Here is a 21,182-nt window from a genome sequence, read left to right as displayed (position 1 = left end):
GGTCCTGTAAAAGGCGGGTCAACGGTGATCGCTTTTGTTAAAGATCCTGATGGTTACATGATTGAATTAATTAACAAAAAAGATGCAGGTAAAGGTTTAGGCGAAGGTTAATACCAATCATAGTAAGTAACTGATCTATTTTACTTATTAAAACAACTTATTTTTTCGTTGTAAGTTTCGTATAGGGAACAACCATTTACATCAACTTACGCCTCAAACTAAGCCATTTTTCCGGCGCAAAATTTAGATCAGTTATTTAATACAATTGGTATAAAATAACAAAATAGATGTAGTGTTTTACTTTTTAGCATGTGGTGTTTTTATGTGTTGATTTTGATGCAATGTAGTTTACGAAACATCTTTAGGGGCGCTGGCTTTAGCCTGCAGTGTTTTTGTGTGTTGGTTTTGACCTTGGGGCGCTGACTTTAGTCTGCAGGCTAGAGCAATGAGCGGAAGAGCTCTGCGATTCCTTTTTTCAGCCTGCTTCTTTTGACTTTAATGTTTTGTGTTGTGAATTACTTGTTGGTTCGCTTTGCTCAATGTTGCGAATAATCATATGCGATGACTCGCATATTGGAAGGCTGAAAAAAGGGTACGCAGAGCTTACCCGCTCATAGACTAACCTGACGGTTAATTCGCCCTTCGCCCCCAATATCAAGCTTTGCTTGATAGCTGCCGCTGCTTTTTACGTTTGTTTGTGGATCATACGAAACACTTTCTGGCTTTGTTATTAATGCCGTTGACGAATCACGTCGTAATTTGCGACACATCTTTTCGGGGCGCTGACTTTAGTCTGCAGTGTTTTGTTTTTTGTGTGTTGGTTTTGGTTTGTTACTTTGTAAAAGAAGCTATATAAAAAGAGTTGAAATACAAACGCAAAAAGATCTGCAGGCTAAAAAAAAGGGGGCGCAGAGCTTACCCGCTCATGAGGCTAACCTGTCGGTTAATTCACCATGCACCCCTGATATAAAGCTTCGTTTAATCGCTGTCACTACTTTTTTATAAACCTTTTCAAATTGTTTTTAGTCTTGTTTTTATTGTGCTTCTACTTCAATATACGGGCACGAAATTTCATTCACAAAGGAAGTATCTTATGACAACTAAAACAATTATTAACACTGAAAAAGCGCCTGCGGCAATTGGTCCTTATTCACAAGCTAATCAATTAGGTAACTTAGTATTCACTTCTGGTCAAATCCCATTAGATCCAGTTTCTATGGAAGTGGTTGCAGGTGGTGTTGCTGAGCAAGCTGAGCAAGTAATGAAAAACTTGATGGCAGTATTAGAAGAAGCTGGTGCTTCTGCAAGCACTGTGATCAAAACAACTTGTTTCATTAAAGATATGAATGACTTTGTTGCATTTAATGAAGTTTACGCTAAATACTTTGCTGAATTAGCGCCTGCTCGTTCATGTGTTGAAGTTGCACGTTTACCAAAAGATGTATTAGTTGAAGTTGAAGCTGTTGCTTACACTGCTTAAAGGCTAACTATGTCAGACTCACAGGTAATTAAATTTTCTTTGCTTGTCACGGGTAACCCGGCAAGCGATCAAAGTGCGGCGACGGCATTGCAATTTTGCGAAGCGGCATTGGCGACTGGTCATCACATATCAGGAGTGTTTTTCTATCTTGATGGTGTGTTAACCGCAAGTCATTTAATTAAACCTGCCAGCGATGAGGTGAATTTACCTGATCGCTGGACTGCTTTAGCGACTCAACATAACTTTCCTTTAGAGGTTTGTGTATCTGCGTCTTTACGTCGGGGTATTGTTAATGAGACAGAAGCAAAGCAGTTAGATTTACAGCAGTACAACCTTAAAGCACCTTTTGTGTTAAGTGGGTTAGGGCAGTTGGCAGAATTATCGGCTAGTTGTGATCGACTGATACAGTTTTAAGGGGAGTTGTATGGAAAAGAAGGTTGGTATTGTTAATCGTCAAGCACCACATGGTCGTAGTGATGCGCGTGAAGCATTGGATTTAACCTTAGCGTTATCGGCATATAATGAATCACTTAGTGTTTTTTTTATAGGTGATGGTGTTTATCAGTTATTAAAAAAGCATCAAGCGGATGTTATTTTACAAAAGGATTTTCAACCTATGTTGAAGATGTTTGACCTCTACGATGTTGAACAGGTTTATGTTTGTGCCACTTCGCTGCAGCAACGTAATATTTCAGTAGAACAATTAGTTATTAAAACTGAGTTGCTAAGTACTGAAGAGATTAAGCAGCGCCTCGCTGAACAAGATCAATTAATGAGTTTTTAAATGATATTACATACTGTTAACCGTTCACCTTTTAGTTCTTATGCATTATCTGACTGTATTAAGCAGTTGGGAGATACAGATATTGTGTTGTTACTGAGCGATGCGGTGATTGCCAGTGCTGCAAATTCAGAGTTACATGATAAGTTACTGCAACTACATGAAAATAAACGTCTGTTTGTGTTAGCGGCTGATGTTGATGCACGTGCTATTGAAGTGAAATTAGGGAAAGTGATCGATTACAGTGAATTTGTTGCGTTAACTGTACAATGTAAAAGCCAATTAAACTGGACTTAAACCTCTTTAAAACCTTATTTATCTTGTTGATTTATTAATGCTTTATTAGCAAGCCTTGATTAACTTTTCTGTGATCGTCCTATTTTTTTATTGTGTGAGCAAAAACACAATTGCCTAATTATTGACTCGCCATTCTATTCAGCGTAAACTCTTGCGACCCTAATTTATAGGGTTTGATTTTTCACACACACTTAGGAGCTATTTAACAATGGCAACAATTTCACAATTGGTACGCAAACCGCGTAAGGACAAAGTTCAAAAAACTAACGTTCCTGCGCTAGAAGCGTGTCCACAAAAACGTGGTGTATGTACTCGTGTATATACTACTACACCAAAAAAACCTAACTCGGCAATGCGTAAAGTTGCTCGTGTACGTCTAACTAACGGTTTCGAAGTAACTTCGTACATCGGTGGTGAAGGCCATAACTTGCAAGAGCATAGTGTAATCTTGATCCGCGGCGGTCGTGTAAAAGATTTACCGGGTGTTCGTTACCATACAATTCGTGGTGCACTTGATACTTCAGGTGTTGCAGCACGTCGTAACGGTCGTTCTAAATACGGTGCTAAAAAGCCTAAATCTTAATACTTTCCGTAAGTAAGGCCAAACAAACACTATTTAATTTTAATATGTTTTGGGTAAAATCCTGAAGCGCACGGAGATAATAAGATGCCAAGAAGACGCGTCGTAGCTACTCGTAAAGTACTACCAGATCCTAAGTTTGGATCAGAAATCCTAACAAAATTCGTTAACGTAGTAATGGTTGACGGAAAAAAATCTATTTCAGAAAAAATCGTTTACGGTGCATTGGAAACTGCAGCTGAAAAAAGCAGCAAAGATCCAATGGAACTTTTTGAAGTAGCTCTAGAAAACATCCGCCCAAGCGTAGAGGTTAAATCTCGTCGCGTTGGTGGTTCAACTTACCAAGTTCCTGTAGAAGTTCGTCCTTCTCGTCGTAATGCTCTTGCAATGCGTTGGTTAGTTGAAGCTTCTCGTAAGCGTGGTGAAAAATCAATGGCATTACGTCTAGCTGGTGAGCTAGTAGATGCAGCAGATAACAAAGGTTCTGCGGTTAAGAAACGTGAAGACGTTCACCGTATGGCTGATGCAAACAAAGCGTTTGCTCACTACCGTTGGTAGAAAGTATTTAGCACAGGCTTTGGCCTGTGCTTTTTCGTTTCTATTTGCACAAAGCTTTATTTAAAAAGGACATTGCATTGTCACGTACAACTCCTATTGAGCGTTACCGTAATATCGGTATTGTAGCTCATGTCGATGCAGGTAAAACTACTACTACAGAGCGTGTATTGTTCTACACTGGCGTATCTCACCGTATTGGTGAAGTTCACGACGGCGCAGCAACAATGGACTGGATGGAGCAAGAGCAGGAGCGTGGTATCACTATCACATCTGCTGCCACTACTACTTTCTGGCAGGGCATGCAAAACCAGTACGAACAGCACCGCATTAATATCATCGATACACCCGGACATGTTGACTTCACCATTGAAGTTGAACGTTCTTTACGTGTGTTAGATGGTGCAGTAGTTGTTTTCTGTGGCACATCAGGTGTAGAACCACAATCAGAGACCGTTTGGCGTCAAGCGAACAAGTACCACGTTCCACGTGTTGTATTTGTTAACAAGATGGACAGAACTGGGGCTGACTTTGAGGCTGTGCTTGAGCAAATTCGTAATCGCCTTGGGTCTACTTGTGTACCTATTCATTTGAATATCGGTGCGGAAGAAGAGTTCGAAGGGGTTATTGACCTCATTAAAATGAAAGCAATTAATTGGAACGATGCAGATCAAGGGATGACATTTGAATATAATGATATCCCTGCTGATCTACTAGAGCACGCGCAAGCTTTGCACGAAGAGCTAGTAGATACAGCTGCAGAAGCAAATGATGAACTGATGGAAAAATACCTTGAAGAAGGTGAGCTTTCAGAAGAAGAAATCAAAGCAGGTTTACGTATTCGTACGTTAAATAATGAAATTGTATTAGCGACTTGTGGTAGCGCCTTTAAAAATAAAGGTGTTCAAGCAGTACTTGATGCAGTTATCGATTATTTACCTTCTCCAGTGGAAGTTGACGCGATTAAAGCTATCAATGCCCACAATGATAAAGAGATTGAATGTCCTGCTTCTGATGATGCACCATTTGCCGCACTCGCATTTAAAATTGCAACGGACCCATTCGTGGGCACGTTAACGTTTATGCGTGTGTACTCAGGCGTAGTTAAGTCTGGTGATCAAGTTTATAATCCTATTAAAGGCAAGAAAGAGCGTTTAGGGCGTATCGTACAGATGCACGCTAACGAACGTAAGGAAGTCAAAGAGGTTCGCGCTGGTGATATCGCCGCTGCGGTTGGCCTTAAAGACGTCACTACGGGAGACACGCTTTGTGTTGCTGGACAGAATATTATACTTGAGCGTATGGATTTCCCTGAACCGGTAATTCAAATTGCGGTTGAGCCTAAAACCAAGGCTGACCAAGATAAATTAACGCTAGCACTAGAAAAACTTTCTGCTGAGGATCCTTCATTCCGTGTTGAAACGAATGAAGAGTCTGGACAAATACTGATCTCTGGTATGGGTGAACTTCACCTTGATATCATTGTTGACCGTATGCGTCGCGAGTTCTCCGTGAACTGTAACGTGGGTAATCCACAAGTAGCTTACCGTGAAACCATCCGTAAATCGGTTGAGATCGAAGGTAAATTTATTCGTCAAGGCGAAGGACCGAGCCACTATGGCCACGTCCAATTAAAATTAGAACCACTTGAAAATGGTGCTGGCTTTGAATTTGTGAACGAAATGGCTGACAATGTAATCCCTAAAGAATACATTCCAGCAGTGAGCAAAGGCTGTGAAGAACAAATGAACCAAGGTGTACTTGCTGGTTTCCCAATGCTTGACGTTCGAGTAACTTTATTAAATGGTTCTTACCATGAGGTTGACTCTAGCGAAATGGCCTTTAAAATTGCTGCCATGATGGGTTTCAGAGATGGAGCATTAAAAGCTGATGCCACTATCCTTGAGCCTCTGATGAAAGTGGAAGTAACTACTCCAGAAGAATGGATGGGCACTGTAGTCGGGGATCTTAATGGTCGTCGAGGTATTATTGAAGGAATGGACGATGGCCCTGGTGGTGTTAAGATCGTTCATGCTAAAGTACCGCTGTCTGAAATGTTCGGTTATGCTACCGCAGTTCGCTCAGCAACGCAGGGTCGTGCATCTTATTCGATGGAATTTTTAGAATATGCCGATGCGCCTAAAAAAATTGCTAACGCAATTATTGAAGCGAAATAAAAAATAAATTAAACTAACGCCTTTCCATGTGATGGCATGTGGAGAGGTATTTACTGATAAAGAAGGTACACACTGTGTCTAAAGAAAAATTTGAACGTAATAAACCACATGTAAACGTAGGTACAATCGGCCACGTTGACCATGGTAAAACTACTTTAACAGCTGCAATCTCTGCTGTATTAACGAAGAAATTTGGTGGCGACACTAAAGATTTCTCTTCAATCGATAACGCTCCAGAAGAGCGTGAGCGCGGTATTACAATCAATACTTCTCACATCGAATACGATACAGACACTCGTCACTACGCACACGTAGACTGTCCTGGACATGCCGATTATGTTAAAAACATGATCACTGGTGCTGCTCAAATGGATGGTGGTATCTTAGTTGTTGCTGCTACAGACGGTCCTATGCCACAAACTCGTGAGCACATCCTACTTTCTCGTCAAGTTGGTGTTCCACACTTAGTTGTTTTCTTAAACAAATGTGACATGGTTGATGATGAAGAGCTACTAGAATTAGTAGAAATGGAAGTTCGTGAACTTCTTTCTGAATACGACTTCCCAGGTGATGACCTACCAGTTATCCTTGGTTCTGCTCTTAAAGCACTTGAAGGTGAAGCTGAGTGGGAAGACAAGATCGTTGAACTTGCTGACGCACTAGATTCTTACATCCCTGAGCCAGAGCGTGACATCGATAAGCCATTCATCCTTCCTATTGAAGATGTATTCTCAATCGCTGGTCGTGGTACTGTTGTTACAGGTCGTGTTGAGCGCGGTATCATCAAAGTTGGTGAGTCTGTAGAAATCGTTGGTCTTAAAGATACTGTTACTACTACATGTACTGGTGTTGAGATGTTCCGTAAACTTCTTGACGAAGGTCGTGCTGGTGAGAACGTTGGTGTTCTTCTACGTGGTACTAAGCGTGAAGACGTTGAACGTGGTCAAGTTCTAGCTAAGCCTGGTTCTATCAAGCCACACACTAAGTTCGAATCTGAAGTATACGTACTAAGCAAAGATGAAGGTGGTCGTCATACTCCATTCTTCAAAGGTTACCGTCCACAGTTCTACTTCCGTACAACTGACATCACTGGTGCTGTTGAGCTTCCAGAAGGTGTAGAAATGGTAATGCCTGGTGATAACCTTAAGTTCGTTGTTGAACTAATTGGTCCAATCGCTATGGACGAAGGTCTACGTTTCGCTATCCGTGAAGGTGGCCGTACTGTTGGTGCTGGTGTTGTTTCTACTATCATCGAGTAATAATTACTCTTTATAGTTTTTAAACTACATTCAAAAAAGAGAGCTTCTGCTCTCTTTTTTTATGGGCTAGGGAAAGTGCTTTTAGACAAAGCTTTCACCTCACTACTGGTGAAGGTGGCGCTATACCTGTAAAGATACAGCTGCTTGTTTCTACTATTATCGAGTAATAACTACTCTTTGTAGTTTTTAAACTACATTCAAAAAAGAGAGCTTCGGCTCTCTTTTTTTATGGATGAAGGAAAGTGCTACGTTCTAGAAGTAGTTTAAGTACCATGTTTAACTAGCTGTGAAGGTAGCACCATACCTGTAAAGATGCAGCTGCTTGTTTCTACTATCATCGAGTACTACACCTCAAGTAAAGCTACTCTTTATCGTTTTTAAACTACATTCAAAAAAGAGAGCTTCGGCTCTTTTTTTTATGCCTGTGAGAAAGTGTTTTTCGTTTGTCGTTATCAATTAAGGTTACGACACATCTTTAAAGGGCGCTGGGCGAATTAGCCGGCAGGCTAGAGCAATGAGCGGAAGAGCTCTGTGATTCCTTTTTTCAGCTTGCTTGTTTTGAGTTGAAAGTAATGAAAGTTGCGACACATCTTTAGGGGCGCTGGCTTAAGCCTGCTTCTTTTGAATTTGTTTTTTGTGTTTTGACTGTGTTTTTTTAGTTATTCACGGTTCGCTTTGCTCAGCGATGCTAATCGTTGTATGCGATAACTCGCATACTGGCAGGTTGAAAAAAGGGTGCGCAGAGCTTACCCGCTCATGAGACCAACCTGACGGTTGATTCGCCCAGCGCCCCGGGTATCAAGCTTCGCTCGATAGCTATCGCAATGTTATGCGATGAGCGAAGGCTTTGAACTTTGATGTAAGGTAATTGACGAGCAATATCATAAGTAACGAAAAATCTTTAAGGGGCGCTGACTTCAGTCTGCAGTGTTTTGGTTTTGTGTGTTGCTGTTGAGTTTTAGTGTTTTGATGTTGTGAATGGCTTATTAGTTCGCTTTGCTCATTGAGGTTGATAGTCGTATGCGATGGCTCGCATACTGGCAGGCTAAAAAAAGGGTACGCAGAGCTTACCCGCTCATGAGACCAACCTGACGGTCGATTCGCCTAGCGCCCCGGGTATTAGACTTCGTCTAATCGCTGTCACTTTATGAAATTAGGCGATCGTTGATAGTTTTTTTTAAAACTGATTGCTGCGTCTGGCGTTTTTGATGGCGTACTCAGGCATTTTAGTTTCTAGTTTGACTAGTTGTAGTTTGGCTTCTGCTTTAGTTTTTTTACTTTCAAATACAGTGTTGTATAAGGCGTGGTAAGCTTCTTCATAATCGTATGGGCTGCCGTAACCTTGGTTTAGCAGTTTGATATAGCTGATTTTTGCTTTTAGATGGCCTAATAAGGCGGCTTCTCTGAAGTAACGAATTGCTTTGTCTTTGTCTTGGATGACTAGTGTACCGTTATTGTAGTAACGGCCTAATTGCTCTATTGCTGCTAATAAGCCCTTATTAGCGGCTTCATGTATGTAGTGCATGCCTAATTTGGCATTACGGTCTACACAGATGCCCCAAGCGAGCATATCTCCCCACAAGTATACAAATGATGGTTCTTTAATTTTTAAAGCGTGAGCTTCAATATCTTGCACTAATTGACAATCATCTGCTTTGACACGTTGCAAGTGTTTATTGTCTCTCACTAAAGCATTTAACTCGTCTTGTGTATAAACTTGAATCACTTCATAGTCTTCTGCGATCGACAGGTTAGATGTGATTAAGCTGACTAGAAGTAACGAGCTGGCTACTATTTTTTTCATAAGTCTTTATACCAGGTGAATTATTAAAGTGAATAATAGTTTATCGGCAGCTTTTAGTTTTTCTTAAGTATAAAAAAACCTCTAACAAGGTAGAGGTTTTTATGGTCGAGAAAGCAGGGCAGTATTAAATACCACTACCTTGTTCTTCGATAGGATCTTCGTGTAATCCACACTCTCGTTTTAAACCAAAAAAGCGAGTCTCTTCTTCGGTCATACCTAGTTCTAATGGACGAGAAGTTTGTACATCACCTACTGATACGTAACCTTGTTCCCATAGCGGGTGGTAACTTAGGCTATTCTCTTGTAAGTAATAATGAACCTCTTTATTTGTCCAATCGATAATCGGTAAAAACTTAAAGCAATTATTTTGAATGCTTAGTACGGCTAAATCTTCACGGCTTGAAGATTGTGAGCGACGTAAGCCTGAGAACCAGGTTTTAGCGTTTAGCTCTTTTAAAGCACGTTTCATTGGCTCTACTTTGTTGATCTGGTTGTATTTGGTTAACCCATCTACACCTTGTTCCCAAAGTTTACCAAAGCGAGCTTCTTGCCACGCTGGGCCATGCTCTGCTTTATAAATCTTTAAGTTTAAATTTAACTGTTCTGTTAAATCATCAATGAATCGATATGTTTCAGGAAATAAGTAGCCTGTATCAGTCAAGATGATTGGTGTGTCGACTTTTACACTGGTGATCATGTGTAAACAGACGGCCGCTTGAATACCAAAGCTTGATGATAAAACAAATTCACTTTCTAAATTGTCGATCGCCCATTGAACGCGTTGTTGCGCGGTCTGTTTTTCTAATAACTGATTAACTTCAGCCAGAGCAGCAGTCTGCTCGGCTTTAGATAATGTTAATAGATGGGCAAGATCTAACGTGTTAGGCATAAAAGTCCCTAGCTGCTACAACTACTTCAGCAATAATGCCGGCACGGATGACAAAGTCTCCGAAATCTTCATCTTGATTACGTTCTTTTGCCCAACGGCCGATTAATTCATCTAATGTACTTACGATTGTTGCTTCGTCGATATTTTCTGCGTACATCTTAGGAATACGAGTACCAATTTTGTTACCGCCTAAATGCAGGTTGTAACGACCTGGTGCTTTACCCACTAAACCTACTTCCGCCAACATTGCACGACCACAGCCATTTGGACAGCCTGTGATACGTAGAATGATGTGATCTTTAGGGATATTATGTTTTGCTAATAAACCTTCAACATCGTCTGTTAAGCCTGGTAGGTAACGCTCAGCTTCTGCCATCGCTAATGGACATGTTGGTAAAGATACACATGCCATTGAGTCCATACGTTGGTCACTGGTGTTATCATCGATTAAGCCACATTCGCGAGCTAATTTTTCAATGTTGTCTTTTTCTGCTTCCGGTACGCTTGCGATCACTAGGTTTTGGTTCGCTGTCATGCGGAAAGTGCCTTGGTGTACTTTAGCAATTTTCACTAAACCTGATTTTAATGGCTTACCATCAAAGTCTAGGATACGGCCGTTTTCAATGAACACTGTTAGGTGCCATTTGTTATCGATACCTTTTACCCAACCGATACGATCTCCACGCTCTGTGAATTCGTAAGCACCTGGTGCTGCGAAGGTAATACCTGCACGTTTTTCAACTTCTTTTTTGAAGGTTTCAATACCGTGTGTTTCTAGTGTGTATTTAGTGCGAGCATGTGAACGACTAACACGACCACCTAGGTCACGCTGAGTTGTTACCACTGCTTCAGCCACTTCCATCACCTTGTCTACTGGGATGAAACCAAAGTCATCACCTAGACGTGGGAAGGTCGTTTTATCACCGTGTGTCATACCTAGACCAGCACCTACTACTACGTTGTAACCAGTGATCTTGTTATCTTCAATGATGGCAATGAAGTTAAGGTCATTGGCATGGATATCCACATCGTTGTAAGGTGGTAATGCCACTGCAATTTTAAATTTACGTGGTAAGAAGATATTGTGATAAATCGGCTCTTCTTCTGTATCTAATACTTTTTCACCATCTAACCAAATCTCAGCATAAGCGTTTGATTTTGGTAGGAAGTGTTCACTGATCTTTTTAGACAGTTCGTATACTTCTGTGTGTAACTCAGATTGCTCTGGGTTAGAGGTACAAATCGTATTACGGTTAACGTCACCCGCAGTAAAGATAGAATCGATGTTCGCTTTGAATTTCAATTCTTGGAATACTGATTTTAAGTTACGTTTAAAAATACCGTGGTATTGGAAAGTTTGACGCGTGGTAATACGGATACTACCTGCATCAGTTAACTCTTCAGCAATACGGTCAATCTCTAACCATTGCTCAGGTGTTACAACACCACCAGGTAGACGCGCACGTAATAGAAATGAGTAAAGCGGCTCTAGTTTTTGTTGCTTACGCTCAGCACGGCGATCACGGTTATCTTGTTGGTATAAACCATGGAACTTAACAAGTTGCACTTCATCAGGATGGAATGAACCTGTTGTTGTATCGTTAATACCTTCTACTAAGTTACCGCGAAGATAATTACTTTCAATTTTAATGCGTTCGTTGTCGTGTAATTTCTGGCTCATTAGTAAACATCCCTTTGGTAGCGTTTTGCTTGGCGTAATTCTGTTAAGTATTCTTCTGCATCTTCAAGGCTTAATTTGCCTTGCTTGCTGATAATTTCGATAAGTGTTGTTTGTACGTCTTTAGCCATGCGATTTGCATCACCACAAACGTAAAAATGAGCACCATCTTGTAACCATTTGAACACTTCAGCTGCGTTCTCTTTTAAACGGTCTTGTACGTAGATTTTTTCTGCTTGGTCGCGAGAGAAAGCTAAATCTAATTTAGTTAATAGACCTGATTTCAGGTAATTCTGCCATTCAACTTGGTATAGGAAATCTTCGTTAAATGTTTGGTCACCAAATAATAACCAGTTTTTACCCGTTGCATCCGTTGCTTCACGCTCTTGCATGAAAGCGCGGAATGGTGCGATACCTGTACCTGGGCCAACCATGATCACTGGAGTGTCTGGGTTAGCTGGAAGACGGAAGTTGTGGTTATCTTCGATAAATACTTTGACTTCTTCACCTTCTTCTAAACGGTGAGATAAGAAAGTAGAAGCACTGCCACCACGTTGTTGGCCGAGTTCGTTATCAAATACTACTGCACCAACAGTTAAGTGAACTTCTTCTTCCACTTCTGTTTGGCTTGATGCAATTGAATATAAACGTGGGCTGTTTCGGCGCAATAATGCAACGAAGTTTTCTTCTGTTACTGGGTCATTACCTTCTACTGTTACTACATCAACAATTTGATGTGTATTAGCAAAGTCACGGCATGCGTTTTTGTCTTCTGCTAATGCCAGTAGTTCTTTATTTTCAGTTAATGCTGCGTAACCTTCGATAAAGCCTGGGTGTGTACCCGTTAGCTCGAACTCTTCAATTAATGCATTTTTTAAGGTAATAGTTTGCTCACCTAGTGTGATCTCTTTATCCGCATCTAAGCCTAGTTTAGCAATCAGTTCATCAACCATTGCTTGGTCGTTCTTAAACCAAACACCCAGTGCATCACCGGCTGTGTAGTGTAAATCTGAGCCTTCTAAATCGATTTCGATATGACGCACATCTTTAGCTGATTCATTACCAGTGATTTTCTGGCTAGTTAACAGGCTTGCAGAAAATGGGTTTTGCTTGTTGTATTTGTTTGCAGCCGCTGGTGAGCTTGATGCTACTGCTGCAGTTGTTACACCTTCTTTTTGCAGTGTTGATTCAACTGCGTCTAATGCTTTATCAAACCAAGCTTGTGTTACTTCTTGATAATCTACATCGGCATCTAAACGTTGAGTGATGATTTCACCACCTAATGCAGCTAAACGCTCTTCGAAGTCTTTACCTGTTTGACAGAAGAATTCGTAGCTTGAGTCACCTAAACCTAATACTGCAAATTTTAAATCTGCCAGTTTTGGTGCTTTTTTAGACGCTAAGAATGCATGTAGGTCGATAGCATCATCCGGTGCTTCACCTTCACCGTTTGTGCTTGCCACTACAATCACATGACTCTCATCTTTAATCGCTTTAACTTTGTAATCAGCCATTGAGATAAGTTGATTTGGGATGCCACGTGCAGCTGCTTGTTCTGCTAACTCTTGTGCAACGCCTTTGGCGTTACCAGTTTGTGAGCCGACTAAAATAGTTAAGCTTTGTCCTGCACTTTGTGTAGGAGCTGCTGCAGCTACTGGGCCTTGGCTTACGCCTGCTAGGTAACCACTAACCCATGCAGTTTGTACTGCATCTAAGCCAGCTGTTGCTTGTTGCAATTGAGCCAGTTGTGACTCAGATAAAGGCGAAGTTAAAGCCGATAAATTGTTAAGTGCCATGAAGTAATTTCCGCTATTACATTAAGATATGCGGAGTTTACGCGAGGTTATCTAGTCTACGAAAGAATAAAAGTTACTCTTTTATAACTAAATGGCATTTAAAGTGTGGGGTTAATAATCATTATCATTTAGGTAGGTTTTAAGGTGCTAAATATGGCTTTTTTCATCCTTTTAAAAGAAAAAAGCCACTAAGAATACGTTCTTAGTGGCTTTATAAAAGTGGTTTTATTTATTATCGAGCACTGTTTAGAAGTGTACTTCTACGCCTGCAAATAAACCTTTTACTTCTTGTGTACTGTTGGTGTGGTTAAGGTCTAACTCTTGTAGTTTATAACCAACACGTGCAGATACATTAACAAAAGGTGAGTCTGGGTTAAATGTGTAAGCCAAACCAATTTCAGTATCTAGGTAATCATCACTGGTTACAGATCCTGCAATGATTTCACCAAAGGCATGCATGCTTACACCTGGTACATGTACTTTAGCAGCACCGTAAGCCTGTGCAATTGAAGCGCTTTCGTTAAAGCCATCAGCATCTGTGTAAGCCACACCTAAATCAACTTCTACTAGGTCATTATCTAAAATTTCGTAGTATAAAATAGCGTTTTTTGCTTGGCTATCTTCAGTTGTAAAGTCATCATTTTGTAAATCAGAAAACTTGATTTTACCATTTGGGATAAGTGGAATGAAATGTTCAAATGCAATGTAACCTGAGATGTTGTTTGAACGATCTGATTGGCCTTGGTATGTTGTTTCGTTTGTATTGTAATCAATACCTGCATAAACACCTAAGAAATCAGCCATTGCTGGCATGCTCATTGTAGCTGCTACCGCAGCGGCTAAAATTTGTTTTTTCATAATAGGAAATTCCTTTGTGATCTCAATTATTGTTGGTGTTTAGTCATTGTTGTGTGAGACATTGTAATTTTTTGTATTGGCGCAGTGATGTTGATTGCATCTCCAGTATCAAAATAGAGTGTAATATCAACACTGTCGCCGGCGATTAAGTCATTCTTTAAACCTAAAAACATGACATGATAACCACCAGGTTGTAATTGTACACTATTATGCCCCTTTATGAGTATAGACTCAACTTGGCGCATTTTCATTAATCCTGCTTCACTAATGTGTGTATGTAGTTCTACGCGATCTGCTATGTCACTGCTGACAGAGACTAGTTTAACACTCTCTTCACTCTGGTTTTCTATCGTTAAAAAAGCTGCACTGTTTTTAACATGTGGTGGGGTTGCTCTAACATATTGATCAGTTACAGTTAATTCTGCAGCTAAACTATTTAGTGAAAATAAGAGAGAACAAATAACTAAACCTAAACGACTCATGATTTTTCCTTATCATGCTTAAAGAAGTAATAATAAATAAGATAGCCGAGTAGTATCCAAATACCAAATTTAAATAAAAAAGAAAGTGCCCCAACTAAGATAAAACAGGCAACCATAATAATGGCAATGACCGCTAGGCTTAGTACGGATATACCAAACATAAAAAGTACAAATGCGGACATTAGTAATGCAAAAAGCTCAAACATTTGAATCTCCTATAATAGCAAATAGACTATTTCATATATTGCTGCTGATTGATATTAGGCCGGCATATACAAAAAATGCAAAGTACAGAAACTATACTTTGCATTAATTATACTGATTTTAATGTGAATTACTTCGGGACTTTGCCTATTAAGCGCGTAAAGACTTATCACCGCGAGCAATACCACATACACCAGAGCGAACGATTTCTACTATTTCGCTACATTCATCCATTGTTGCTACGAATGCATCTAGCTTGGAGCCTGCACCCGTTAATTGGATAGTGTATAAGTTTTGTGTGATATCAACGATTTGACCACGGTAAATATCACTGGTGCGTTTCACTTCTTCACGTGCTTCAGGGCCTACTGTACGCACTTTTAATAGCAACAATTCACGTTCAACATGCGGTGTTTGTGTTAATTCAGAAACACGTAGCACATCGACTAGCTTGTGTAATTGCTTCATCATTTGTTCAAGTGTTGCATTATCAACTACGTCAGTCGTGATGGTCATACGCGACAAAGTGTTGTCGTTGGTTGGTGATACCGTTAATGATTCAATGTTATAACCACGTTGTGCGAATAAACCTACAACACGTGCCAGTGAGCCTGATTCATTCTCAATTAATACAGAAATAATTCTACGCATCAGTTTGCTCCGTTTTGCTTAGGTACATGTCTTCCATACTGCCGAATTTAACTTGCATTGGGTAAACGTGCTCTTCTGGGTCAATGGCAACATCTACAAACACAACACGTTCTTTTAATTCAAAGGCGCGTGTTAGTGCAGGCTCAAGCTCATCAATAGTATCTACTTTAATACCAATATGGTTGTAAGCTTCTGATAACTTAACAAAATCAGGTACACTATCCATATAAGAGTGAGATTGACGACCACCGTAGAACATTTTTTGCCACTGTTTTACCATACCTAATGAACGGTTATTTAATAGTAAGATAACAACAGGAATGTTGTATTGCATACACGTTGATAACTCTTGAATATTCATTTGAATAGAGCCATCGCCAGTCACACAAACCACAGGGCGGTCTGGGTGTGCAATTTTACAGCCCATTGCTGCCGGTAAGCCAAAGCCCATGGTACCTGCACCACCAGAGTTGATCCATTGGCGAGGTTCTTTGAATGGGTAGTATTGTGCCGCAACCATTTGGTGCTGGCCAACATCAGATGTCACAATCGCATCACCCTTGGTTACCTTGTATAAACACTCAATAACTTGTTGTGGTTTGATATGCGTATCGCATGTTTTATAAGCTAGGCAATCTTTCGCGCGCCATTCATTAATTTGATCCCACCAAGCGTTAATATCATTGCTGTCATTCATTGCGTTAGTTTCATCAATCAGATCTAACATCTGTTGTAATACCACTTCAACGCTACCTACAATCGGTAGGTCGGCATGAATATTTTTTGAAATTGATGTAGGGTCAATGTCAATGTGCATAATTTTTGCGTTTGGACAGAATTTATCTACGTTATTGGTTACTCGGTCATCAAAGCGCGCACCACATGCAAAGATTAAATCTGCATTGTGCATTGATTTATTCGCTTCGTAGGTACCGTGCATACCTAACATACCGATGAATTGCTCGTGTTCACCAGGGAATGCACCTAGACCCATAAGCGTATTGGTTACTGGTAAGTTGAGTTTTTCAGCCAGTTGTAATACTTGTTTTGACGCATTGGCAATGATTGCACCGCCACCTACGTATAAAACAGGTTTTTTAGCGCCGACTAAGGCGGAAACTGCACGTTTGATTTGTCCTTTATGACCACTAAGTGTTGGGTTATATGAACGCAAGCTAACACTTTCAGGGTATTCATAAGGGAATTTGTTAAGTGGGTTTTGTACATCTTTTGGTAGATCAATAACTACCGGGCCAGGTCGACCTGTTGATGCAATGTAAAACGCTTTTTTGATCGCCTTTGGAATATCTTCCGCAGTACGACAAGAGAAACTGTGTTTTACAACTGGGCGTGAAACACCAATCATATCCGTTTCTTGGAAGGCATCGTCACCAATCCAAAAAGTAGGTACTTGACCAGATAAAACAACTAATGGAATTGAATCCATGTAAGCTGTTGCGATACCAGTAATACAGTTTGTAGCGCCAGGTCCTGCTGTTACTAATACACAGCCCACTTTACCTGTTGAACGCGAATAAGCATCTGCCATGTGTACAGCAGCTTGTTCATGACGTACTAAAAAGTGTTCAATTTCATCAGATTGAAAGATTGCGTCGTATATATCTAATACTGAACCGCCAGGGTAACCAAAGATATGTTCTATACCTTCGTCCTGTAGAGAGCGCACTACCATTTCTGCGCCTGAGAGCATTTCCATGAGTTGTATCCTTATACAATCGGTTAATTGCGTCGTTTTCTACCTGTATCGGGTAGAAGCGAACCTTGTGTCAATAAGCCATCAACGTTACGTTAATGAGGCACTAACTTTACGTTAATAAAATTAAAATGCATCCTAATATTGCTACTTTTTGGTCTTTTTTGTTGACTTATTTGTGGTCTAACAAGTTTTTAGCGATTAACCGGTGAATTTGCTTTGACTTTGTTGGTTGCTTGTTTTGCCTTGTTAGCTACTTTTTATAAACCAAGTCGCTGTTTTAAGCGTATTAGTTAACTATACAAGGGACTTTGTTATTACTTTTAGCTGATTCCTAGAGTGTGTTGATATCAAGCGCAGACAAATTCTTATTGTTCTCTATTTATTTACACAATAATTGGTTAAAATTCGGCTCTTTTTATTAATAAAATAATATAGTGAGTATTGATGTTTGAAGTAAACCCAATCCTTAATCAACTTAAAGACCTAACTGAGCGTGCTGAAATGCTTAGGGGGTACCTTTGACTATGACGCTAAACTAGAGCGTCTAGAAGAGGTAAGTCGAGAGCTAGAGTCATCGGAAGTATGGAATGATCCTGACTATGCACAAGCTTTAGGTAAAGAGCGCAGTAGTCTTGAATTAGTGGTTAAAACTATTGATGCCTTAACAGCCGGTACTGACGATATTGAGATGTTGGTGGAAATGGCTGTTGAAGAAAATGATCAAGACACCTTCGATGAAGCGATTAAAGAAGCCAACGATCTTGAGAAGCAATTAGAAGTACTTGAATTCCGTCGTATGTTCTCAGGCAAACAGGATGCATGCTCTTGTTATCTTGATATTCAATCAGGCTCGGGCGGTACAGAAGCACAAGATTGGGCCAACATGCTACTGCGTATGTATTTACGTTGGGGCGAAGCTAACGGTTACAAAACCGAATTAATGGAAGCTACACCAGGTGATGTGGCTGGTATTAAAGGGGCTACGATCCGTTTTAGTGGTGAATATGCTTATGGTTGGTTGCGTACTGAAACAGGTGTACATCGTTTAGTACGAAAATCACCGTTTGATTCATCGGGTAAACGTCATACTTCATTTGCTTCTGCATTTATCTATCCAGAGATTGATGACAACATCGATATTCAGATTAATCCTGCAGATTTACGTATTGATGTATATCGTGCGTCAGGTGCGGGTGGTCAGCACGTTAATACAACGGAATCAGCGGTACGTATTACCCATACACCGACCAATATTGTTGTACAATGTCAAAATGACCGTTCACAACATAAAAATAAAGATCAAGCGATGAAACAACTGCGCGCTAAACTCTATGAGCATGAGTTACAGTTGCAGAATGCTGAAAAACAGATCAACGAAGATGGTAAGTCAGATATTGGTTGGGGAAGTCAAATTCGTTCTTACGTACTAGATGACTCGCGAATTAAAGATTTACGCACCGGTGTTGAAAACCGCAACACACAGGTGGTGTTAGACGGCGATCTAAACAAATTTATTGAAGCAAGCTTAAAATCAGGTTTGTGATTTAACAATCAAGCTTGAAACAACAATCATTTTAAAAATTGAAGTAAAAGATAGGAACTATCATGTCAGAGCAAAACAAAGCAGAAGAACCACAGGTCGAGTTAAGCGAAATTCTAGCGCAACGTCTAACTAAATTAGATGCGATGCGTGAAAAGGGTCAAGCTTTCCCAAATGATTTCCGTCGTGAAAACATCTCTGACGATCTTCATAAGTTATATGATGCTAAGAGCAAAGAAGAGCTAGAAGAGTTAGCTGTTGAAGTTAGTGTTGCTGGTCGTATGATGACACGTCGTATTATGGGGAAAGCAAGTTTTGCAACCTTGCAAGATATGGGCGGTCAAGTACAAGTCTACGTTGCACGCGATAACTTAGCTGAAGGTTTTTACAACACTGAATTCAAAAAGTGGGATTTAGGCGATATCGTTGGTGCAAAGGGGGTTTTATTTAAAACTAAAACAGACGAGCTTAGTATTAAAGTATCTGAAATTCGCATCCTGACTAAAGCATTACGCCCGTTACCAGATAAGTTCCACGGTTTATCTGATACTGAAGCATGTTACCGTCAACGTTACCTTGATTTAATTGCCAATGAAGAGTCTCGTAAAACATTTATTTTACGTAACAAAATCGTTAATGCGATTCGTACTTACTTAAACGACCGTCAGTTTATGGAAGTAGAAACGCCTATGCTACAAGCAATTCCTGGTGGTGCAACGGCTCGTCCATTTGAAACATTCCACAATGCGTTAGACTTACCTATGTATTTACGTATTGCACCAGAGTTAAATCTTAAGCGTTTAGTGGTTGGTGGTTTTGAGCGTGTATTCGAAATTAACCGTAGCTTCCGTAACGAAGGTGTTTCAACACGTCATAACCCAGAATTCACTATGATTGAGTTCTACCAAGCTTACGCTGATTACATTGATCTAATGAACTTAACCGAAGATATGTTACGTACTATTACTGAAAATGTATTAGGTTCAAGCATCGTTAAATACGGTGAAGAAGAGTTTGATTTTGGTAAGCCATTTGTACGTTTAACTATGAAAGAGTCAATCCTAGAGTATAACGAAGGGATTGAAGCTGCTGAGTTAGACAGCATGGAAGGTTTAAAAGCGTTAGCTAAGCGTTTAGATATTCATATCAAAGATAGCTGGGGTGAAGGTAAAGTGTTAACAGAGATCTTTGAAGAGACGGCTGAGCACAAATTAATGCAACCAACTTTCATTACCGCTTACCCTGCAGAGGTTTCACCGCTAGCACGTCGTAGCGATGATAACCCAGATGTAACTGACCGTTTTGAGTTCTTCGTAGGCGGCCGTGAGTTAGCCAATGGTTTCTCTGAGCTAAACGATGCACAAGACCAAGCACAACGTTTCATGGATCAAGTTGCTCAAAAAGAGTCGGGTGATGATGAAGCAATGTTCTACGATGCAGATTACATTACTGCTCTTGAGCATGGTTTGCCACCAACAGCGGGTGAAGGTATTGGTATTGACCGTTTAGTAATGTTGTTTACTGACAGCCATACTATCCGTGACGTATTGTTATTCCCTCACATGCGCCCACAAGCTAAATAAGCTGATACTGGATATGAAAAGCGTTTATCGCTTTTGTTGACCATTTAAGCCTCGTTAATACGGGGCTTTTTTATGCCTGTAATAAATACCATTTGTAAGTTTTGTTACCCACTAACAGCAGTATTGATGTATCAGATAGCTATATCAGAAAATAATTGCTATTTATTTGCATTTAAAAATAGGGCGTGACCGTGATCACTGTGTGAATAAGAGGATGAACACTTTAATTTGTTGTTGTGATTGTTTTTTGATGTTTATGTCGTTTATTGAGCTGCTAAAATACTGATTTAATAGCAGTGATAATCTGTCATAAAAAAGCTTAATAATATTTTTTATAAATCATGTGCATTTGTTTTTTATCTGTGAGATGTCAAATATTTGATAACAACTTGATAAGTTTACATTTGTGATGACTTTTTCTGAAATTTTTAAATATAGTGCTAGGTCTTCTGAGGGGCAATAACGCATACCAAATAAGTGGCGGAGTTGTTGTAAGTGATTTTTAACTTAACCCTAAGGACAATGAAAATGAAAAAGATTTTAAAAAATAAACCTGCTGTTATCGCTGCTGGTATCGTTGGTGCTGTTTTAACTATTAATCCTGCTGTTGCATCTTGTGGTGCTTCATGTGATGCATTTTGTTCTCCATGCAAAGCTAAGTCTACAAAAGTTGTTAACCCTTGTACCGCCGCCAATCCGTGTGCTGCACAGAATCCATGTGCCGCTAAAAATCCATGTGCAGCCAAGAATCCATGTGCAGCCAAGAATCCATGTGCTGCTAACCCTTGTGCTGCCAGTTAAACGTTATGCGTTGTAACAGATGATATGCTACCTGAGTGATGGTGTGATTG

General features: G+C 40.1%; 20 protein-coding genes and 1 pseudogene. 12 read left to right on the top strand and 9 right to left on the bottom strand.

All coding sequences use genetic code 11. The annotated features are described in order from the left end of the window. The 9 genes and pseudogenes from DS885_RS17840 to tuf form a co-directional block, all read left to right on the top strand. Nucleotides 1–111, top strand: a pseudogene (locus DS885_RS17840) (lactoylglutathione lyase); the annotation flags it as partial. Nucleotides 112–1,093: 982 nt separating this feature from the next. After that, a complete protein-coding gene (locus tag DS885_RS16800; RefSeq protein WP_113820548.1) occupies nt 1,094–1,480 on the top strand; it encodes a RidA family protein in 387 nt (128 codons plus the stop codon). Nucleotides 1,481–1,489: 9 nt separating this feature from the next. Then, complete coding sequence (gene tusD / locus DS885_RS16795) at nt 1,490–1,894, top strand: sulfurtransferase complex subunit TusD (RefSeq protein WP_181817788.1); 405 nt, start codon at nt 1,490–1,492, stop codon at nt 1,892–1,894. A 10-nt stretch (nt 1,895–1,904) separates the two neighbouring features. Beyond that, nucleotides 1,905–2,264: a sulfurtransferase complex subunit TusC gene (gene tusC / locus DS885_RS16790; protein ID WP_113820547.1), complete on the top strand. Its 360-nt coding sequence runs from the start codon at nt 1,905–1,907 to the stop codon at nt 2,262–2,264. Then, nucleotides 2,265–2,558, top strand: a complete 294-nt coding sequence (gene tusB / locus DS885_RS16785) for a sulfurtransferase complex subunit TusB (RefSeq protein ID WP_113820546.1) — start codon at nt 2,265–2,267, stop codon at nt 2,556–2,558. It abuts the gene before it with no gap. Between the two features lie 208 nt (nt 2,559–2,766). Further along, nucleotides 2,767–3,141: a 30S ribosomal protein S12 gene (gene rpsL, locus DS885_RS16780; protein WP_025565709.1), complete on the top strand. Its 375-nt coding sequence runs from the start codon at nt 2,767–2,769 to the stop codon at nt 3,139–3,141. 84 nt (nt 3,142–3,225) lie between these two features. Then, the gene (rpsG, locus tag DS885_RS16775) at nt 3,226–3,696 is read left to right on the top strand and encodes a 30S ribosomal protein S7 (protein WP_113820545.1); all 471 of its coding nucleotides are present in this window, start codon (nt 3,226–3,228) and stop codon (nt 3,694–3,696) included. Nucleotides 3,697–3,773: 77 nt separating this feature from the next. Then, nucleotides 3,774–5,870: an elongation factor G gene (gene fusA / locus DS885_RS16770; RefSeq protein ID WP_113820544.1), complete on the top strand. Its 2,097-nt coding sequence runs from the start codon at nt 3,774–3,776 to the stop codon at nt 5,868–5,870. Nucleotides 5,871–5,944: 74 nt separating this feature from the next. Beyond that, on the top strand, nt 5,945–7,129 hold the full coding sequence (tuf, locus tag DS885_RS16765; RefSeq protein ID WP_113820543.1) for an elongation factor Tu: 1,185 nt from the start codon (nt 5,945–5,947) through the stop codon (nt 7,127–7,129). 1,177 nt (nt 7,130–8,306) lie between these two features. On the opposite strand, the gene DS885_RS16760 is transcribed toward tuf, so the two are convergent. The 9 genes from DS885_RS16760 to DS885_RS16720 all read right to left on the bottom strand — a co-directional run bounded on the left by DS885_RS16760 (nt 8,307) and on the right by DS885_RS16720 (nt 17,208). Beyond that, a complete protein-coding gene (locus DS885_RS16760; RefSeq protein ID WP_113820542.1) occupies nt 8,307–8,933 on the bottom strand; it encodes a tetratricopeptide repeat protein in 627 nt (208 codons plus the stop codon). Nucleotides 8,934–9,057: 124 nt separating this feature from the next. Further along, nucleotides 9,058–9,822: a phosphoadenylyl-sulfate reductase gene (locus DS885_RS16755; protein WP_113820541.1), complete on the bottom strand. Its 765-nt coding sequence runs from the start codon at nt 9,820–9,822 to the stop codon at nt 9,058–9,060. After that, nucleotides 9,815–11,503, bottom strand: coding sequence for an assimilatory sulfite reductase (NADPH) hemoprotein subunit (gene cysI / locus DS885_RS16750; protein ID WP_113820540.1), 1,689 nt, complete (start codon nt 11,501–11,503; stop codon nt 9,815–9,817). Before cysI ends, DS885_RS16755 begins: the two co-directional genes overlap by 8 nt. Further along, entirely contained in the window at nt 11,503–13,296 is a 1,794-nt protein-coding gene (locus tag DS885_RS16745) for an assimilatory sulfite reductase (NADPH) flavoprotein subunit (protein ID WP_113820539.1), read from the bottom strand. Before DS885_RS16745 ends, cysI begins: the two co-directional genes overlap by 1 nt. A 246-nt stretch (nt 13,297–13,542) precedes the next feature. Continuing rightward, a complete protein-coding gene (locus DS885_RS16740) occupies nt 13,543–14,154 on the bottom strand; it encodes a TIGR04219 family outer membrane beta-barrel protein (protein ID WP_113820538.1) in 612 nt (203 codons plus the stop codon). Between the two features lie 26 nt (nt 14,155–14,180). Next, nucleotides 14,181–14,636: a copper chaperone PCu(A)C gene (locus tag DS885_RS16735; RefSeq protein WP_113820537.1), complete on the bottom strand. Its 456-nt coding sequence runs from the start codon at nt 14,634–14,636 to the stop codon at nt 14,181–14,183. Next, nucleotides 14,633–14,842 carry a hypothetical protein gene (locus DS885_RS16730; protein WP_113820536.1) on the bottom strand — a complete coding sequence of 70 codons (210 nt, stop codon included), beginning with the start codon at nt 14,840–14,842 and terminating at the stop codon, nt 14,633–14,635. The genes DS885_RS16735 and DS885_RS16730 overlap by 4 nt, the downstream gene beginning before the upstream one ends. Before the next feature lie 148 nt (nt 14,843–14,990). Next, nucleotides 14,991–15,491, bottom strand: coding sequence for an acetolactate synthase small subunit (gene ilvN / locus DS885_RS16725; RefSeq protein ID WP_113820535.1), 501 nt, complete (start codon nt 15,489–15,491; stop codon nt 14,991–14,993). Then, a complete protein-coding gene (locus DS885_RS16720) occupies nt 15,484–17,208 on the bottom strand; it encodes an acetolactate synthase 3 large subunit (RefSeq protein ID WP_113820534.1) in 1,725 nt (574 codons plus the stop codon). Before DS885_RS16720 ends, ilvN begins: the two co-directional genes overlap by 8 nt. 444 nt (nt 17,209–17,652) lie before the next feature. Here DS885_RS16720 and prfB point away from each other — a divergent pair. From prfB to DS885_RS16705, 3 genes are all read left to right on the top strand, one after another. After that, nucleotides 17,653–18,751 (top strand): peptide chain release factor 2 gene (gene prfB, locus DS885_RS16715; RefSeq protein WP_181817787.1). Its coding sequence is split into 2 segments (ribosomal slippage): nt 17,653–17,727 and nt 17,729–18,751, totalling 1,098 coding nucleotides; the frame shifts between segments, so codons are not numbered across the junction. A gap of 62 nt (nt 18,752–18,813) precedes the next feature. Continuing rightward, complete coding sequence (lysS, locus tag DS885_RS16710; RefSeq protein WP_113820532.1) at nt 18,814–20,331, top strand: lysine--tRNA ligase; 1,518 nt, start codon at nt 18,814–18,816, stop codon at nt 20,329–20,331. Nucleotides 20,332–20,859: 528 nt separating this feature from the next. Then, nucleotides 20,860–21,132 (top strand): hypothetical protein, encoded by a 273-nt coding sequence (locus DS885_RS16705; protein ID WP_113820531.1) that lies wholly within the window; start codon nt 20,860–20,862, stop codon nt 21,130–21,132. Nucleotides 21,133–21,182: the final 50 nt, after the last annotated feature.

The sequence above is a fragment of the Psychromonas sp. B3M02 genome, assembly GCF_003318165.1.
In the GTDB taxonomy this organism is placed as follows: domain Bacteria; phylum Pseudomonadota; class Gammaproteobacteria; order Enterobacterales; family Psychromonadaceae; genus Psychromonas.
This window is presented reverse-complemented; position numbering and strand designations above follow the sequence as displayed.

What these genes read in the sequence shown, in the direction of transcription:
- ilvN (WP_113820535.1), bottom strand. Translation starts at nt 15,491, where the DNA reads ATGCGTAGAATTATTTCTGTATTAATTGAGAATGAATCAGGCTCACTG.
- DS885_RS16730 (WP_113820536.1), bottom strand. Translation starts at nt 14,842, where the DNA reads ATGTTTGAGCTTTTTGCATTACTAATGTCCGCATTTGTACTTTTTATG.
- DS885_RS16705 (WP_113820531.1), top strand. Translation starts at nt 20,860, where the DNA reads ATGAAAAAGATTTTAAAAAATAAACCTGCTGTTATCGCTGCTGGTATC.
- DS885_RS16755 (WP_113820541.1), bottom strand. Translation starts at nt 9,822, where the DNA reads ATGCCTAACACGTTAGATCTTGCCCATCTATTAACATTATCTAAAGCC.
- rpsL (WP_025565709.1), top strand. Translation starts at nt 2,767, where the DNA reads ATGGCAACAATTTCACAATTGGTACGCAAACCGCGTAAGGACAAAGTT.
- DS885_RS16740 (WP_113820538.1), bottom strand. Translation starts at nt 14,154, where the DNA reads ATGAAAAAACAAATTTTAGCCGCTGCGGTAGCAGCTACAATGAGCATG.
- tusC (WP_113820547.1), top strand. Translation starts at nt 1,905, where the DNA reads ATGGAAAAGAAGGTTGGTATTGTTAATCGTCAAGCACCACATGGTCGT.
- DS885_RS16760 (WP_113820542.1), bottom strand. Translation starts at nt 8,933, where the DNA reads ATGAAAAAAATAGTAGCCAGCTCGTTACTTCTAGTCAGCTTAATCACA.
- lysS (WP_113820532.1), top strand. Translation starts at nt 18,814, where the DNA reads ATGTCAGAGCAAAACAAAGCAGAAGAACCACAGGTCGAGTTAAGCGAA.
- DS885_RS16720 (WP_113820534.1), bottom strand. Translation starts at nt 17,208, where the DNA reads ATGGAAATGCTCTCAGGCGCAGAAATGGTAGTGCGCTCTCTACAGGAC.
- DS885_RS16800 (WP_113820548.1), top strand. Translation starts at nt 1,094, where the DNA reads ATGACAACTAAAACAATTATTAACACTGAAAAAGCGCCTGCGGCAATT.
- cysI (WP_113820540.1), bottom strand. Translation starts at nt 11,503, where the DNA reads ATGAGCCAGAAATTACACGACAACGAACGCATTAAAATTGAAAGTAAT.
- tusD (WP_181817788.1), top strand. Translation starts at nt 1,490, where the DNA reads ATGTCAGACTCACAGGTAATTAAATTTTCTTTGCTTGTCACGGGTAAC.
- DS885_RS16745 (WP_113820539.1), bottom strand. Translation starts at nt 13,296, where the DNA reads ATGGCACTTAACAATTTATCGGCTTTAACTTCGCCTTTATCTGAGTCA.
- tusB (WP_113820546.1), top strand. Translation starts at nt 2,265, where the DNA reads ATGATATTACATACTGTTAACCGTTCACCTTTTAGTTCTTATGCATTA.
- DS885_RS16735 (WP_113820537.1), bottom strand. Translation starts at nt 14,636, where the DNA reads ATGAGTCGTTTAGGTTTAGTTATTTGTTCTCTCTTATTTTCACTAAAT.
- rpsG (WP_113820545.1), top strand. Translation starts at nt 3,226, where the DNA reads ATGCCAAGAAGACGCGTCGTAGCTACTCGTAAAGTACTACCAGATCCT.